Source organism: Marinomonas ostreistagni (assembly GCF_016461785.1).
GTDB classification, from domain to species: Bacteria; Pseudomonadota; Gammaproteobacteria; order Pseudomonadales; family Marinomonadaceae; genus Marinomonas; species Marinomonas ostreistagni_A.
Genome location: NZ_JAEMUH010000010.1, coordinates 1 through 16,807 on the forward strand (window position 1 = coordinate 1; position 16,807 = coordinate 16,807).

Consider the following 16,807-nt stretch of genomic DNA (forward strand, 5'->3'; position numbering starts at 1 on the left):
ATACACCATGAAAAAGATTTTCAAATATCTACCTATAGTTGCTTTACCTGCCATTGGTATGTCTTCTGCCTTTGCCCTAGAACAGGTAAACGGGTCTGCTACCGTTATTGTTCAGAACTCTTTTACTTTGCAAGAAGACACCGGCCTTGACTTTGGCACAGTTAGGGCTTCAGCGGACACAACAGGCACTACTGTTGCAACATTAACGCTTCCTGCTGACGGATCAGCCTCCTCTGTAGTGCAAGGAACGAACGCTACCATCCAATCGATTACTGCAGGCGCAGCCGCTACGTTCTCTATTAGTGCAGCAGCCCCTTCAACCGCCCTAACTCTAACACTACCTACCTCCACTTCCTTAACAACTGGCGGTGGTACAGCATCATTTACTGTCAACAATTTTGTTGCGGAAGTAACAAGCGGACCGAGCAACGGCTCGACCTATGCTGCATCCAACCTTATTACCGATACAACAGGGGCAGTAACCTTCAGCGTAGGTGCCGATTTGGTAACCGACGCAACGACTCCAGCTGCTGACTACTTGAATGGTACATATACTGGTACTTACCAAGTTTCTGTTGACTATTAACCAATCAGGTATGCGCGCGGTCAAAGCCAGCTTTGCTGTTGTTGCTGTTTTGTCTGTAGAAATTGCATGGGGTGATATTCTCGAAGTATCGCCCCTCGATTTCGGCACGATTGCCGTTTCTCAGAACTCAACCCCGGGCCAAGTTGATGTAAGCTTTACTGGCCTTGTGAATTACACAGGCGGCATTTATGGCATTACGCCCCCCACTAGAGGGGAGTTTTTTTTAAGCAATTTTCCATCAAATCAATCATTATTTATCACAAGTTCAAATATACAGGCGACAACCAATAGCGATATTACTTCACAGGATCAGTTCACATTAGACAGTATCAATGTACCATCAGTAGTAACCACAGATGGTAGTGGAAGCGCCACTCTCTACGTCGGCGGCGTGTTAGAGACCTCTGCAGATGGAACGAATAATTATACAAATACTCGTTATACCATTTCCTATCAAATTTCAGTGAACTATTAAGACAATGATGTATTTCAAATTGCACACTTTTTTTAAAATAGTAATCCTTGTCACTTTAGGGCTAATCGTTGCCGCTCAAAGCTATGCGAGCTTACTTATCTCACCCGTGCGAACTGTATTAAGTGAGCGTGAACGGACCCAAATCATTACGCTCATTAACACTGGAAATGAGACACGAAGCTACCGAGTTGAATGGCGACAATTGATGGCTGTTCCTGAAGGAGGTTATCGAGAGTACACGGAAGAAGAAAAGAAGCGTATTGCTGGACTTGAGAGAATAGCTCGAGTCACTCCAAAACAAGTTAGCTTGCAGCCAGGACAGCGACAATCTGTAAAAATCCTACTGAGAAAACCAGAAAATTTAGCCGCAGGCGAATATCGATCGCACCTGAGTTTCGTTGCCCTACCTCTCAATACAGCGCCAGAAAATAACTCAGGTGAGAGCTCTATAAAGTTACAGTTGTTGATGAGCTATTCTATGCCAGTCATATATCGAGCTGGCTCCGTTATCGTTAACCCAGAAATCACAAACCTTTCTTTAGTTCATATCAAAGAATCTGGCGTCACTAATATCAAGGTTGATTTTTATCATGACGATTTATTTAGCACTCACGGCAGACTCGTAGCAATTTGGACCCCTAAAAATGGAACACCGCGACAAGTCGGTTTGTTAAATGGGTACAATTTTTATCCAGAAACTAAAAATGCAACGATTCAATTTCCATGGAAAGACTTTAAGTTAGCGCCAGGGTCACTCGAAGTACGATATGAAGGTCAAGGTGAGTACCATGGGCTACTACTAGCTCAGAAAACACTCACAATTACCCAACAGATGATCAACTCGGTTAAGTAGCGACCATGCGAAGGCTCTACTTTCTAGCGCTTCTTTACTTTGCTTCTCAGCCATCTCTAGCTAATGAAGCTTTTGAACGTTTAAAAGCAAAATATCAAGCTCTTCAAAGTGGGCAGATAGAACTTCCAAGCCTGTCTTCTTCTGCCGTAACATCAAGTAACAAACGTAGTGTTAGTGATGTGACTGCTATTCCGAGTGGAGAAGAACTTATACTAGAGGTTCAACTTGGTAAACTAGTGCTAGGGCAAGTCTTTGGCTTCAAAACAGACTCTTCGGTGAAATTAAGCCTCACTGACATGAGCAGAGCTTTCGACTTCGTTATTGAAAGCGATACTGAAAACAATAACGCTTCAGGATGGGTTCGAACTCCTGACAGTACTTTTGAACTTAAACGCACAAACAATGGGGAGTGGTCAGTTTTAAGTAATGGCTCAACCACAATTTACCCAGATCAAAGCATTCAATTAGAAGATGATTTTTATATAGACCTAGCATTATACCAAACATGGTTTGATCTCAGTTTTGATGTAAATTACAGCACTTTAATCATCAAAACCCAAAGCAATATCCCACTTCCAGTAGAGCAAAGATTAGCTCGAGAACAACGCTCTAAAGATCTCTACCAAACTAGTAATACTACTCATGCAACATTACTAGAACATGACTACCAGCCTTTATCAAAGCCCCTTCTTGACATGCAAGGCTCAATCAACGTTCGTGACAGTGACACTAGTCATAATCTATCCATTCTAGGAACAAATGATATAGCCTATTTTAATACGCAGTATTATCTTGCCGTTGACGAGGATAGTAATATCGATTCAGCTCGTCTATCAGGCAGCCGCTATTCTAATGAAAATGATCTACTAGGGTTCATGAGAGCTTCTACGATAGAGTTTGGTGATATACGACCGACACAAATAAACACACTTCAAAGTAGTAATTTTAGCCTTGGTGCGAGATTAAGTAATAAACCACTTATCTACAACGGGGGGAATAGCGTTGACCTGATAGGTAACATTCAGGCTGGTTGGGATATTGAGGTATATCGCAATCAACTATTTATAGACAGCCAGATCAATGTTTCAGGTGGACAATATGAGTTCCAAGACATACCACTTGTATACGGCTATAACAAAATTGAGCTCGTCTTCTATGGTCCGCAAGGACAAATTAATCGCGAAACGAGTGATTATTACGTCAGCTCTACAGGGCAATCGGAAGGTGAGTTCATCTATGACATATCGATCATTGATGAGGGCGAAAGTATATTTGAGCAAAACCAGACGAATAGCAATGATGATAACGGTTTAAGCACACTTATAAGGGCTGATTACGGCATCACTGATTGGTGGTCTGTTAACATTGGCTCCCAGCTCTACCACCAACAAGGCATCTCATCATTTGATAAGCATGCATTAGGTACAGAAATTTCTTTATTCGGCTCAGCACTTCTATCAGTCAACACTATAGAAGAGGAAAACGGGGACTTTGATCGACGCTATCAGGTTGATACAAGCCTTTTAGATCAGTCGATTAGCTTCACCACACGCTCTTATCAGACGACCGATAAAGATGGCGATGTCGATGCCTTTAAGTCCCAAGAGTTAAGGTTGTCTGGTGCAGCTCCATCTCTAAAATTGTCCTATCAACAATCTATTGAACAAATACAAACCTCGGAAGATGAGGAGTATATTCGACTCATCAATCAACTCGGCACAAATATCAAAAATAGCTACTTATCAAATAGAATCACTTGGTCTAACTACGACGATGCTGAGACCATAGGCGACTGGCAAATACAGCGCTATTTAAACGAATACTTTGTTAGATTAGGAAATAATTACTCTGTCTCACCTGAATTCGATATCAATTCATTCTTTGCGGAAATCAGCGGAGAGATAAGTAACGACATTACAGGACGTATCCGATTTCTTCATGATTTTGACACCCAGTCTAGTGAAACGGCTCTTGTCACCAGCTGGCAACCTAATGAATTTAGCATTACGTCTAATCTAATTTATAACGAGCAAACGGGATGGCGAGCCTCACTTCTGGGACGAGTTGGCATTGGTTTGAGCCAAGATAACAATGCTTTTTTTACAAATAAATCACTGTCATCTCAAGGCACTCTTTCTGCTAGGGTTTTCTTCGATAAAAATAATAACGGTCGTTTTGACAAAGGTGACTCCCCCCTTGAAGATGTAGAAGTCGAAACAACTCAAAATCGAAGGAGAGCAACAACCAATTCTCAAGGTGTTGCAATTTTGACATCTTTGCCTAGCTATCAAAAAACCGATATCAAAATTGACCTCAGCAAACAAATAGAAGGTTTCTTAGTTCGCGCTGACGCAGGCGTTTCAATTGCACCGAGGCCAGGGGCTTTACAGACTATAGATATCCCTGTAGTAAAGTCTTTAGAAATTGAAGGCTACGTGAAGGAGCTACAACAAAACGGTAACTTAGCGAACAAAGCGCGTGTTCCACTATTATTGAAAGACTCATCTGGTGCAATTATCAAAGAAGTGACCAGTGAATTTGACGGCTATTTCTTAATAACGGAGATTGTCCCTAAGCCCTATACACTTGAAATTGACCCAACTTACCTACGTAATTTTAATTACCAACAAGGTACATCAATCACTTTAGGCGGAAGTGAGACTGGCGTTCTAGCAAACCAGAACCTGACACTTCGTAAAGCATTCGAATTAAAGGGCTTTAGTGCTGAATTGGCATTATTCTCTCGTCTTGAGTCACTAAGAAGTTACTGGCAAATTTTATCCCAACGCTTCCCAAACATAGTTAAACAACGTTATTTCTACTCAAAGACGGACTCAGGCTATCAGCTGTATGTTGGTTTTGATGAGAAACCACAGCAAGCAAATAGCATCTGCACTGAACTTAATGCTGGGAAGATAATGTGCTCTGTGAAAGCTATTACTCGTCGTTAGCGTATAAATTCTAACGACGAGCCAGACTTATAGAGACAAGAACGGCTCACCTTTATAACGGGTCACTAAGCAATCCTGTTGCATTTGCTTGAGCATATTACAAAAGTCAACACTGTATGGTTTCTTAAGAAACGGGCCAACAATCAATTGGTAATAGGTTTTACCATTAATTTTATGCTGGTTAATCAGAGGCGCCGTGTCTGCAAACTCTTCAGCATAAGCTTGAGTAATGGCTTGCCAACCTTGAATGGCTTGTCTTTCTGAACCATAAGCCGCTAACTGAACACCATAATACTGAGCGTCTGATTTTGTATTCGATCCGCCCTGAAACTCTGCCGTTACCGCATTACTCGGCGGCGTTTGACGAAATGGCTTTTCTGGACGCTCATCTGAGGTGGAGATGGGGGGAGTCGAACCCATATCGCTGGAATCTTTGTTGATATCCGCTAACGCGGCAGAAGGTAAAACAGGTGCTTCATTTGCTTGCTGTACAGCTTCTGCTTCCGGCGCCATTTCTTGAGTTAAACTTTCACTGGATTCTGGCACCGTGTCTAATGTTTCTACTAAGAGCTTTAAATCTGTCTCAAGTGCTAGGATACGCTGTAGTTGAGGCTTCATATCCTCCCACTCTTTTTGCTGGGTTTTCAATGCATCCTGTAATTCTGCATTGGACATGGTTCCTTCTTTTTCAGAAGTAATAGTACAACCAACAAGTCCAATTACCCCAGCGCAAGCACATAATAACTTAAGTCTCATACATCCCCCTATCCTCTGAGACATACTACGATATCACTAGGGCACTTGTCCCCCAAACCAATACCGCATAACGCAAAGATTTACCAATAAAAATCCAAAACGCTGTTGCAAAACCATTCAATTTTGCCACGCCTGCCGCAAGACAAATGGCATCTCCAACCACTGGCAACCAGCTGAGTACAAGTATCGGCATACCGTAACGGCTTACCCAGGTTTGAACTCTACTAAGTTGTTCTTTCGAAATAGGGAAAAAACGATGTCCTTGAAAACGTAAGAAATACCGTCCTAACCACCAATTTGTCATCCCTCCTAAAGTGTTGCCTATACTGGCAAAGAACCAAAGCAACAGTGAGTAGTCTGGTGTTTTACCAACCAGCCCTATCAACAAAACTTCAGAGCCCCCAGGCAACAAGGTTGCCGCTAAAAATGAAAATAGAAACAAGCTAAAGAGCTCAGGGACTAACTCTACAAGCGAATATGTAATGATTACTATCCTATACTAATCTAAGTTTTGTATGGCTGCTGCGCCAATGACTCGTATTCTCTCATTAAAACATGATATTAATGACTTACTTGATAACAAAGCCATTTTTACGACAAGAATCTTAAAAAGGCAGGGCTTAGGTCCTAATAGCCAATTAAGGTCTTAAACTTGCATAAGAAGTTTGAACGTAATTAAACATAAAAGGGATCATTTTTATGCCGCTTGATATTCCATCTGAGCTCGACTCCCTATATCAACATATTGATAAAGTCATTCTTTCTCGACAGCACCCAGTGACGGGCTTGTTCCCTGCCAGCACAAGCATCAATAATCATGGTGACTACACTGATGCTTGGGTACGAGATAATGTTTACTCAATACAAGCAGTTTGGGCCCTTTACCTTGCCTATAAACGCGCTTCAAATCCAAACAAAAGAACCCATGAGCTTGAATACGCCTGCATTAAAATGATGCGTGGGTTGTTATTTGCGATGATGAGACAGTCTCACAAAGTAGAAGTATTCAAAGATACTTTAGACCCTAAAGATGCCTTGCATGCTAAATATGACACCAAAACAGGGTTAGAAGTTGTTGCTGATGATGCTTGGGGACATCTCCAAATTGATGCTACCAGTCTGTTTTTGTTAATGCTTGCTCAAATGACGAAGTCAGGTAGTACCTTAATCTATTCAAGGGATGAATTTAATTTTATCCAAAATCTAATTTATTACATCTCAAGAACCTATCGAACCCCTGACTTTGGTATTTGGGAGCGTGGAAACAAGGTCAATAACGGTAAGGCGGAAATTAATGCAAGCTCAGTAGGTATGGCTAAAGCTGCCTTAGAAGCGCTAGACGGTCTTAACCTTTTTGGCGACGAGGGCCCTGAGTGGGCCGTTGCGCACTCTTTTGCCGATGCCGTTGCCAGAGCAGGATCGGTACTCGAATCACTGTTACCAAAGGAATCTCGCTCTAAGGAAGTTGACGGCGCACTATTAAGCATTATCAGTTACCCAGCTTTTGCCATAAATGATGAGAAACTAAAACGACGCACTCGCCAAGAAGTTCTAGACAAACTGGGCGGAAATTACGGTTGTAAACGATTTCTGTTAGACGGGCATCAGACCGTACTAGAAGATCATAATCGTATCTACTACGAATACGATGAGCTAATTAACTTTGAACATATCGAATCAGAGTGGCCCCTATTTTTCACCTATCTGTATATTGACCGGTTATTCGCACGCGACTGGGAAAGCGCAAACTACTACCGTTATCGCTTAGAAAGTTTAATGGTTGAGAAGGATGGAGAGCAGCTACTTCCAGAACTTTACTATGTCCCAGAAGAACATATCCTTGCAGAAAAATCGGCTCCGGGATCACAACCACGAGTGCCCAATGACAACCTCCCTCTTGTATGGGCCCAAAGTTTGTATTTAGTTGGGCGTATGCTGGATGACGAGTTAATTACGACAGATGACTTAGACCCTCTTGGCCTCCATAAAAAACAACACATCCAGCGGAATGTTAATATTTCCATGGTTGTCCTAGCAAAAAATAACAAAATTAAGCAACAATTGATGGATGCAGGTTGTTTATGCCAAACAATTGACGAGATAGCCCCTATTCAAGTAATCAGTTCGGAGCAACTAATCGAGCTGTATCGTAATGTCGGTGCATCGCCTGCATTGGGTCTTAGTGGACGTCCTAGCCGAGCTCTAAGCAGCTTAGCCAGCGCACAGCCGTTTGTTGTCAATGATCAACATTGCCTTTGCTTATCTTGGTTTCAGAACGAAGACAGAAATTACCGAAAAACCGACCCAGCACTGTTTGAACAACATATTCGCAATGAACTGTCTGTCATTTCTGACAGTTGGTATTACCCTGCTAATGCTGTTTTCGCCATTTTAATTGATGAAGCATTAGCAGAAATGAAAGGCGCATCAGGTTTATTCGAGTTTATTCGTAGCTTACAAAACAGAGAATTGAATGAGTTCCGTGTTCTTCCTCAATCGGCCAAGAATGCATTCAAATCAGGCAGCCGAAGGGTTATGAGTTTCACAATGCCTGATGGCCATGACTTAGGCGCTCAATTACCCGTTTATGAGTCACCATGGCCCATATCAGAAAATCAAGACTCAAACATATATGACTACTCAAGCTGGAGCATAAGCCAACTTATTCAGCATTTACAGGAGCAGCCGACACTCAACGATGCGACTGAAATTCTATTACAATTAGGGCGTCGAAATGCGTTGCACGAGCAAATTCAGCCTACGCAAGGTGAGCAAATCAGCATTAAAAATGTTCTAGACTCAGTTTATACCAATGCTCTAATCCATAGGAACTGGTATTGCGCACGACAGCTTTACTCATTAATGCTTAAACCAACAACAGACATGGCCACCCATGCTGCCGAAATCACTGTACGCCAACGCGTATTAATATTAGGTAAGCAAAGCGATAAGCAGATTCACATTACGACCCCCCTTCATCATGATGAAGTGTACAAAGCCATAGAAATCAGCTCTGAATCGCTTCTAGGGCAAGTAGTATTTCATGAATTACTTGCTATCACTGGCACGCTAATGAAAATTCACCCAGAATACTTTGCAGGTGTCCGTACCATTCGTTTGCATAACCTGGGGTTGCTATGCGCCCATAAGTTCGTTGATGAAGAAGACGATCAGATTGATGTTGTGCAAGTGCTTGCGTCACGCTCCCCTATGTCTCTTTATGAAACACTCCGTCGCGTATTAATTGAAAAGCACAAAGAGTTCACTCATGTTGTCGCCAGCGTTCGCTACAATCATAGAATTGACTCGAAAGATGGACGTGCAAAAGACATCGATTGGTTTGATTGGCGCACTGGGCAAGGGTTAATTACCAAGCTTCCAGAAACCATGCTTTTACAGCTTTGGGACAGCCTTAACCAAACCAATCGAATTGTTTTTGGTGACCCTCAAAGTAACACCATCCTTGATAGCAAAAGAACGCTAAGCTCAATGACACCTGGTGAGGATACATTCGCACTCCTGATCGAGACCCTAACATCAGATATTTCACCGAGTTGGTACAAATGTTTGATCTTTGAAGCGCTTTACGCATTTATCCAATTTTGCCAAAAGCATCCTGATGGTCACGTTATTGATGAAATAAATTTACCAGTTTTAGTTTCCAAAGCAGCACTCGATCATGTAAAACAGTATAGGTGCGACCACCCTGAAGTGGACAACTTTGACATGGCCTTGGACGAATTTGCACAACTGACACCTAACAAAGTAAATCATTACCTTAGTTGGGCTGTTACAAAACATCATAGTCAACAACGTCATGTTGCCAAATAATTACCTTGGTTGGAGATGTAAATGGATCTTCTGAACGACGTCATCAACGCTCGATGTTCCGACCCTTTTAAATGCCTTGGCTTAACACCCAATGAGAAAGGCGTTAAAACACTTACTGTATGGCGACCAGATGCCGTAAAAGTGGAAGTCATATCTATCACTGACGACACCCTAATTGGGGTTATGCAGAAAACGGAACAAAATGGAGTATTTACACTACAGTGGCCTAAAACAGTTGAAGCGTCACATTATCGATTGAAGGTGTACTACAAAGAAGATTGTTTTACCGTGGTCGACCCTTATCAGTTCTCTGACGCTACCTTCAACGACCCGGAGTATCATCGAGCCACACTTTATAAGAAAGAAGGTGCGTTAATACGCTCCGCCAAAATCAGCAAAAGTCTGTCTATCAGTGGTACACGTTTTGCGGTCTATGCACCGGCTGCTCGATCAGTGTCTGTCGTGGGCGACTTTAATAATTGGGATGGCCGTCTGCACCCTATGTCCAGTAATGGTGATGGTGTTTGGCGCTTATTTATCCCCGATGTTCAAGCTGGCGCACGATACAAATATGAAATAAGAGCCGCCAATGGGGATATATTACCTCATCGTACCGATCCTTTTGCGCAAACAATCGAACAGTTCCCCTCTTTTGCAAGTGTCGTTAGTCAAGACGATTACGATTGGCAAGATCAAGACTGGACAAGCCGTCCTATCGAGGACGTTTATGAACGTCCTATGTCCATTTATGAAGTACATTTAGGCTCGTGGCGCAAACATGTGGACGGCAAGTCATTAACCTACAAAGAACTTACTGAACAGCTCGTTCCCTACATAATTGATATGGGGTATACCCATGTAGAACTCTTACCTGTCATGGAATTTCCATTTGATGGTTCTTGGGGGTACCAACCCATAGGATTGTTCGCTCCAACATCTAGGTATGGTTCTGCAGAAGACTTTAAGGGCCTTATTGACGCCTTCCATCAGGCAGGAATAAGCGTCATTATGGATTGGGTGCCTGCTCATTTCCCAACGGATAGCCATGGCCTTGCTGATTTTGATGGCTCGAAGCAATATGAGTATCCTGATCCTAAAAAAGGTTGGCACACTGAATGGAACTCACTTATCTATGATTTTGGTAAAGAACACGTAGTTGACTACCTAATCAGTAATGCCAACTATTGGCTAGAAGAGTTTCACATTGATGGCTTACGCGTCGATGCTGTGGCCTCCATGTTATACCTTGATTACTCTCGAAAAGATGGTGAGTGGGTACCAAATGTCGATGGTGGTAATCATAACTATGAAGCCATTGAGTTTCTTCGCAAGCTCAATGAAACCATTTACCTAAATCATCCACGTTGCTTTACCGTTGCTGAGGAGTCTACAGCCTTTGCCGGGGTATCAAAGCCCACCTACATGAATGGATTGGGGTTTGGTTTTAAATGGAACATGGGATGGATGAACGACAGTTTAGATTACATCAGTAAAGATCCTGTCTATCGACAATACCATCAAGGAAATTTGACCTTCTCAATGGTTTACGCCTTTGATGAGCAGTTTATTCTTCCTATTTCTCACGATGAAGTGGTACATGGAAAAGGGTCAATGATTGCCAAAATGCCTGGAGATGCCTGGCAGAAATTTGCAAACTTAAGAGCCTTTACGAGTTACATGTACTTTCACCCTGGAAAAAAGCTGAACTTCATGGGCAATGAGTTAGCACAAGGGCAGGAATGGAGCCATGAGCGCTCATTAGATTGGCACCTACTGGATGTGGACTTTCACCACGGTCAGCAGCAACTGACTAAGGATTTAAATTACCTCTATCGAGATGAAAATACGCTGCACCTTGATCACTCACCCAGTGGTTTTGAGTGGATTAGCTTAGACGATAACGTTAACTCAACATTAGTGTTCGTTAGACGAGCAAAAGAATCTTCTGAGCATCTAATTATTCTTGTTAATTTTACACCTACACCACATGCTCACTATCGAATTGGTACACCACAACCAGGTCGTTATGAAGTGGTATTTAATTCAGATGAGGCTCAATATACTGGCAGTGGCTACCCTATTCAAAGCTCTTTTATGACCGCCTCAGAAAGCAGTCATGGTCGTGAACAAAGCATTGATGTACAGCTACCTCCGTTGAGTGTTGTCGCGCTTAAATGGTATGAAGAATAAACTCAATTCCCAAAGGGGTTAATATGGCTAATCATCGGATGACTCATAGTGGAGAACCGCTGCCTTTAGGTGCAACTTTGACACAAAGCGGCGTCAATTTTGCGGTTTATTCTGAGCATTCTACGCAGCTATATTTGTGCTTGTATGACCATGAAGGAAATGAAACAGACAGGCTCCCCTTTAGTCATAAACATCGTGGTATATGGCATATGGAAGTCGAAGGTTTAGCTATTGGTCAGCATTATGGACTAAGAGCTGAAGGTCCTTTCTCACAAAAGGATATGCACTTCTTTAATATTAACAAGCTACTCCTTGACCCATATGCTAAGCAATTGAGTGAGCGATTAGTCTTCCATGAAGAGCAGAAAACTATACAAGCAGACGGTAATTTAGATATAAGAGATTCTGGCAACCTTGTGCCAAAATCCATCGTTACGCACTTAGAGCCCATAGCGCACCCTAAGCCCAATAAACCAAAAGGTTTTCAACGAAGTTTATATGAACTTCATATAAAAGGGTTCACCAAAAAGCTCGATATCGAAGAGGCACTACAAGGAACTTATTTAGGCGCATGCTGCGATACCGCTATCGAGCACCTGAAGCGTTTAGGCATTACCACAATACAATTGATGCCTTGTTTTGCGTTTGTCGATGAGGTCCATCTTCAAGAGAAGGGCTTAACGAACTATTGGGGCTATAACCCTATCAACTTTTTCACCCCAGATTTTCGCTACGCAATAGATGACCCTATACGCGAGTTTCAAGAAATGGTCGTCAGATTCCATAAAGCGGGCTTCGAGGTCATTATTGATGTTGTGTATAACCATACAGCAGAGAGTGAGCTTCATCACGGTACAACCTGCTATCGGGGATTAGACAATGCCTCTTACTATCGCCATCACGAGGGGGAGTATTTAAATTATACTGGTTGCGGCAATTGTATTGATACCAATCACCCTGCAAGTGTTCGTTTAATATGCGATAGCATGCGTCACTGGGTAGAAATCTTTGGAATCGACGGGTTTCGCTTTGATTTAGGTGTCGACTTAGGTCGAGAACAGCATGATTTTTCGCCGACAGCACCTCTTTTACAAGCCATTTTACAAGATCCAATTTTAAGCCAAACGACACTGGTTATGGAGCCTTGGGACATTGGACCAAATGGTTATCAGGTCGGTCATTTTCCAAGAGGCTTTATTGAGTGTAATGATAAGTATAGAGATACCATCCGTCGCTTCTGGCGTGGTGATACTCACGTAGTACCAGACTTCGCAACGCGCTTAATGGGCTCAAGAGATGTCTTTCACAAAGGCTATAAATGCGCCTTACACTCAGTAAACTACATCACCTATCACGATGGTTATACATTAAAAGACTTAGTCTCCTATCATCGACGCCATAACCTCGCAAACTTAGAAGACAACCGAGATGGTCATAGCGACAACATCAGCCAAAATTTTGGTGTAGAAGGTGAAACAGATGATATGCGCATACAACAGGCGCGAATCAATCAGCAAAAGTGTTTTCTAGCAACCTTACTGTTCAGTCAAGGGACACCTCATCTATTAAGTGGCGATGAACTGTCTCATTCTCAGAAAGGTAATAATAATGCTTACTGCCAAGATAATGAGATAACATGGATTGATTGGCAAAATACGGAGAGTGAACTCTCTCTAATTGACACGATACAAGCTCTATTGGCACTGAGAAGTAAGTTCCCAATTTTAGCGGAAGCTTTTCTGCCTGATGACCCGCTTTATCAACATACAAAGACTGATGAAGTGCTATGGTTTAACGAGCTTGGACAGCCAATGTCAATGGAGGACTGGAATGATCCTGAACGAGACTACATTTCTTTGCAGCTGTTGGAGTCTTCAAGTTCAAGCAAACTCTTGCTGATTTTTTATCGAGAAGATCAGCCTTTATCTGTTTCTCTACCGCATGGTGCTAATTTTAAAAGCGTGCTATTTTCGACAGATGCGCAAGTACAGATAAAACAAAGTAAGTTGGAACTTTTTAAGCGTTCAGTCCTTCTCATTGAACTTGATTCTTGATGTTCAAATAAAAAATATAAACGAAGGGCTTTATGCATTGTTGGAGAGTAGTAAGTGGCTGAAGTAAGCACAGTTGATTTTAAAAATATTGAAGGCAAGAAAACTGACAGCCGTGGGTCCGTCGCCAATAAACGAGTGCTTATCGTTGAGGATATTGGTGAAATGCGTTTGATGCTCAAATCATTAATGAGCAGCCTGGGCTACTCTAAAATTGACATTGAACCTTCTGGACAGGCAGCACTAAAAAGAATTTTAGATGGACGCTACGACATTGTTCTTTCAGACTTCAACTTAGGGGGCAGCGTTGACGGTCAGCAGCTGCTTGAAGTCACTCGAAAAACTTATGCTCTTGATCACTCTACTATCTTTATGATGATTACTGCTGACACAGCATATGAGGCAGTCGTGAGTGTTCTTGAATATCAACCTGACAGCTATTTAGTCAAGCCGTTTCCTCCCGAAGCATTTATGCGCCGTCTGGGCAAAGTTATTCAGCAGAAAAAAGCATTTCATAACTTAAACCAATCTCGCTTAAACAAGGATTGGGGGCAAGTTATCGAAGAGGCCAAATACATTATGTCAAAGCATGCGCCCTATGCCAGCCTTTGCTTAAAATCCATCGGCGAAGCTTTATTTGCGCAAGGCGAATACAAACAAGCAAAAACCCACTACATGCTGATCACCCAAAAGCACAAAAATTTAGCGTGGGCATATTTTGGTATTGCACAATGCGAGATGGCACTGGAATCCTACGCAGGAGCCGCGAAGAACTTAGAAACAACCATCAGTTTAAGTAGACACTTTTTGTCTGCCTACGACTTGCTTGCGGACGTTTACGAAAAAATGGACAACCTTGAAGAAGCACAAAACGTATTGCGCTCAGTTTTAGAAGTGTCGCCAAGGTCACCAGAGCGCAGCAAGCGTATGGGAGATATCAGTGCAAAACTTAAGGACTGGGTGGCAGCAGAACAGGCCTACGGTAGAGTCATTCGCTTAAGTCGAGATACTATCAATGAAAACGTAGATATGTACTATGATCACCTCCAAGCAATCACAAATCTGATTTCATCTGCTGGTGACAGTAATAAAACACTCAACGAGAAGTTCAAACGCTCATTAACTCGATTACGTATTATTGGTAAAGCAAGCCCAGTTGCGGTCACTAATTCATTTCGTATCGAAGTTCAGCAATACGTCACTCGAAACCATATAGGGGAAGCCGTCAAAACATGGCAGAATTGGCACCGCCTGATTACTCAAGGAAAAGCGTCACCATTAAGTGAAGCACAAGAATATACCTTGAAAAAACGTCTAGGCCTCATTTAGCCCCTAAGAGACTGTAAATTTGAATTCCCTAGAACACCCATATAACTCTCTCTCTCCTGATACGGTAATGGACGCTGTCGAAGCCAGAGGCTTCTTATGTGATTACCGTTTATACCCTTTAAATAGCTATGAAAATCGAGTGTACCAAGTTGGCATAGAAGACGAGGCACCTTTAATTGCAAAGTTTTATCGCCCTAATCGTTGGAATATCGAACAAATTCAAGCCGAACATAATGCCTTAAGGGCATTACGTGCTTCAGGTGTAGCGGTATCAGCACCGATCGAGATTGAAGGTAAAACACTGTTTCAACACAATGAATTTTTTTATGCTATATCCTATAAATTGATGGGGGAATCACCTGAAGCGGGCAACCTCGATCACCTTTATCAAATAGGGGAATTGATCGGTGAAATTCATCATACCTCGAAAGATTGGTCAATCTCTGAGCGACCATATACACCGATCATCTCTCGTATAAAAAAAGCAAGTCAGTACATTCTCAGCACATCATTTTTACCTAAAGCTTTGCACAATGAATATGTCAAAACTATTGATGACTTAATTCTAAAAGCGACACAAACAATCAATGATCACAAGCAATCGAACGTGCGATTTATACATGGCGATTTTCATCGCAGCAATATCATCTTAAATGATGGCGTCATGACCGCATTAGACTTCGATGACTGTCGTATGGGGTATGCTGTTCAAGACTTATGGATGCACTTAACAGACCCAGATGAAAAACATGCGCAGTTAAGTGAACTGATTGAGGGATATGAAAATTTTTGTAGCTTTGACACAAGAGAATTAAGCTTAATTGATCCACTAATTGCTGAGAGAAATATTCTTTACACTGCATGGATAGCAGAGCGTTGGCATGACCCCGCTTTCCCAAAGCTATTTCCACATTTTACAGCACAGCAATATTGGGAACAGCATCTTAATGATTTACAACAAATACGAAATTCTTGGGGAAACTGGCATTAACCTTGTTATTTCTGACTCTTAATCTCTATCAAATTACGATCTAGGTCATGCATTAAAAACAGCACGTAACTGCCCTTATCTACTGGTGGTTCTAGGAGTTCAACTTGAAGAGTCTCAAAATGCTCAGTCAATTTTTCTGGCGATAATTCACTGAACAATGAGAAATGTGACGCGCCTTCTAATGCATGATGGCGCAGCTCCTCACCAATCGTTTGGAGCCAGATGGTTTGATCGCAAAAACGTACACCATTCATACCTTCTTCTGAAGTGAGCTCCATGCCAAACACAGTTTTGTAAAACGCTTGTGATCGAACAACATCTGCGACAGTTAAAACAATGCTATCAAATCGTTTTATCATTGCTCACTCCTTTAACCTTAAGTCTCCTCAGTTAAACAACTCAGGAAATACCTCTGATAACGTTACCTGACCCGATACAATGCGATCTTTCATTATACGTGGCAAGCGCTTTATTCGGTATTCCACTTTTAACGCCAGCTTTTTACTCATGCCTGCTTGCTGCCATACCAGCGCTAACGGTTGTTTACCTCGCAAGTAGCGAGCACACTTTGCTCCACCACTTTCATGTTCAGCGAAACGCCTAGAGACATCTGTACTGACACCGGTATACAAAGTTTCACACCGCGTTTCGATCATATAAACCGACCATAACGCCATTTTGGAAAATATCCTCAAATGATTTATTTAAAACACATAACTTGCAACAAAAACCACTATAGTAGTAGGTTCAGAAGACAACCCACTCGACTATGTAAATCTATGCAAAGAGCATAG

The 16,807-nt window shown here is 42.1% G+C and carries 13 protein-coding genes; 9 read left to right on the forward strand and 4 right to left on the reverse strand.

What is annotated here, in order from left to right:
- The 4 genes from JHD44_RS11145 to JHD44_RS11160 all read left to right on the forward strand — a co-directional run.
- A partial coding sequence (locus JHD44_RS11145; RefSeq protein ID WP_199462829.1) for a DUF4402 domain-containing protein occupies window positions 1-586 on the forward strand: 586 nt, incomplete at its 5' end.
- A gap of 10 nt (window positions 587-596) precedes the next feature.
- A complete protein-coding gene (locus JHD44_RS11150) occupies window positions 597-1,061 on the forward strand; it encodes a DUF4402 domain-containing protein (RefSeq protein WP_199462830.1) in 465 nt (154 codons plus the stop codon).
- A 205-nt stretch (window positions 1,062-1,266) separates the two neighbouring features.
- Window positions 1,267-1,914, forward strand: a complete 648-nt coding sequence (locus tag JHD44_RS11155) for a hypothetical protein (RefSeq protein WP_325097091.1) — start codon at window positions 1,267-1,269, stop codon at window positions 1,912-1,914.
- A gap of 5 nt (window positions 1,915-1,919) precedes the next feature.
- Complete coding sequence (locus JHD44_RS11160; RefSeq protein ID WP_199462832.1) at window positions 1,920-4,865, forward strand: hypothetical protein; 2,946 nt, start codon at window positions 1,920-1,922, stop codon at window positions 4,863-4,865.
- 27 nt (window positions 4,866-4,892) lie between these two features.
- Here JHD44_RS11160 and JHD44_RS11165 read toward each other — a convergent pair whose 3' ends face one another.
- Together JHD44_RS11165 and JHD44_RS11170 are read right to left on the reverse strand one after the other, a co-directional pair.
- Window positions 4,893-5,621 (reverse strand): SPOR domain-containing protein, encoded by a 729-nt coding sequence (locus JHD44_RS11165; protein ID WP_199462833.1) that lies wholly within the window; start codon window positions 5,619-5,621, stop codon window positions 4,893-4,895.
- Between the two features lie 25 nt (window positions 5,622-5,646).
- Window positions 5,647-6,063 carry a YqaA family protein gene (locus JHD44_RS11170; RefSeq protein WP_199462834.1) on the reverse strand — a complete coding sequence of 139 codons (417 nt, stop codon included), beginning with the start codon at window positions 6,061-6,063 and terminating at the stop codon, window positions 5,647-5,649.
- Window positions 6,064-6,320: 257 nt separating this feature from the next.
- Here JHD44_RS11170 and JHD44_RS11175 point away from each other — a divergent pair, with 257 nt between their 5' ends.
- Genes JHD44_RS11175 through JHD44_RS11195 form a run of 5 tightly spaced genes read left to right on the forward strand, consistent with a single transcriptional unit; the run spans window position 6,321 to window position 16,013 of the window.
- The gene (locus JHD44_RS11175; protein ID WP_199462835.1) at window positions 6,321-9,452 is read left to right on the forward strand and encodes a glycoside hydrolase family 15 protein; all 3,132 of its coding nucleotides are present in this window, start codon (window positions 6,321-6,323) and stop codon (window positions 9,450-9,452) included.
- Window positions 9,453-9,473: 21 nt separating this feature from the next.
- Entirely contained in the window at window positions 9,474-11,642 is a 2,169-nt protein-coding gene (gene glgB, locus JHD44_RS11180) for a 1,4-alpha-glucan branching protein GlgB (RefSeq protein WP_199462836.1), read from the forward strand.
- A gap of 23 nt (window positions 11,643-11,665) precedes the next feature.
- Window positions 11,666-13,696: a glycogen debranching protein GlgX gene (glgX, locus tag JHD44_RS11185; protein WP_199462837.1), complete on the forward strand. Its 2,031-nt coding sequence runs from the start codon at window positions 11,666-11,668 to the stop codon at window positions 13,694-13,696.
- Window positions 13,697-13,750: 54 nt separating this feature from the next.
- Complete coding sequence (locus tag JHD44_RS19125) at window positions 13,751-15,022, forward strand: response regulator (RefSeq protein ID WP_325097092.1); 1,272 nt, start codon at window positions 13,751-13,753, stop codon at window positions 15,020-15,022.
- A gap of 19 nt (window positions 15,023-15,041) precedes the next feature.
- On the forward strand, window positions 15,042-16,013 hold the full coding sequence (locus JHD44_RS11195; RefSeq protein WP_199462838.1) for a serine/threonine protein kinase: 972 nt from the start codon (window positions 15,042-15,044) through the stop codon (window positions 16,011-16,013).
- 5 nt (window positions 16,014-16,018) lie between these two features.
- On the opposite strand, the gene JHD44_RS11200 is transcribed toward JHD44_RS11195, so the two are convergent.
- Together JHD44_RS11200 and JHD44_RS11205 are read right to left on the reverse strand one after the other, a co-directional pair.
- Entirely contained in the window at window positions 16,019-16,372 is a 354-nt protein-coding gene (locus JHD44_RS11200; RefSeq protein ID WP_199462839.1) for a VOC family protein, read from the reverse strand.
- A gap of 27 nt (window positions 16,373-16,399) precedes the next feature.
- Window positions 16,400-16,690, reverse strand: a complete 291-nt coding sequence (locus tag JHD44_RS11205; protein WP_199462840.1) for a GIY-YIG nuclease family protein — start codon at window positions 16,688-16,690, stop codon at window positions 16,400-16,402.
- Between the last annotated feature and the right edge of the window lie 117 nt (window positions 16,691-16,807).

What these genes read in the sequence shown, in the direction of transcription:
- glgB (WP_199462836.1), top strand. Translation starts at nt 9,474, where the DNA reads ATGGATCTTCTGAACGACGTCATCAACGCTCGATGTTCCGACCCTTTT.
- JHD44_RS11200 (WP_199462839.1), bottom strand. Translation starts at nt 16,372, where the DNA reads ATGATAAAACGATTTGATAGCATTGTTTTAACTGTCGCAGATGTTGTT.
- JHD44_RS11165 (WP_199462833.1), bottom strand. Translation starts at nt 5,621, where the DNA reads ATGAGACTTAAGTTATTATGTGCTTGCGCTGGGGTAATTGGACTTGTT.
- glgX (WP_199462837.1), top strand. Translation starts at nt 11,666, where the DNA reads ATGGCTAATCATCGGATGACTCATAGTGGAGAACCGCTGCCTTTAGGT.
- JHD44_RS11150 (WP_199462830.1), top strand. Translation starts at nt 597, where the DNA reads ATGCGCGCGGTCAAAGCCAGCTTTGCTGTTGTTGCTGTTTTGTCTGTA.
- JHD44_RS11175 (WP_199462835.1), top strand. Translation starts at nt 6,321, where the DNA reads ATGCCGCTTGATATTCCATCTGAGCTCGACTCCCTATATCAACATATT.
- JHD44_RS11155 (WP_325097091.1), top strand. Translation starts at nt 1,267, where the DNA reads ATGGCTGTTCCTGAAGGAGGTTATCGAGAGTACACGGAAGAAGAAAAG.
- JHD44_RS11160 (WP_199462832.1), top strand. Translation starts at nt 1,920, where the DNA reads ATGCGAAGGCTCTACTTTCTAGCGCTTCTTTACTTTGCTTCTCAGCCA.
- JHD44_RS11205 (WP_199462840.1), bottom strand. Translation starts at nt 16,690, where the DNA reads ATGGCGTTATGGTCGGTTTATATGATCGAAACGCGGTGTGAAACTTTG.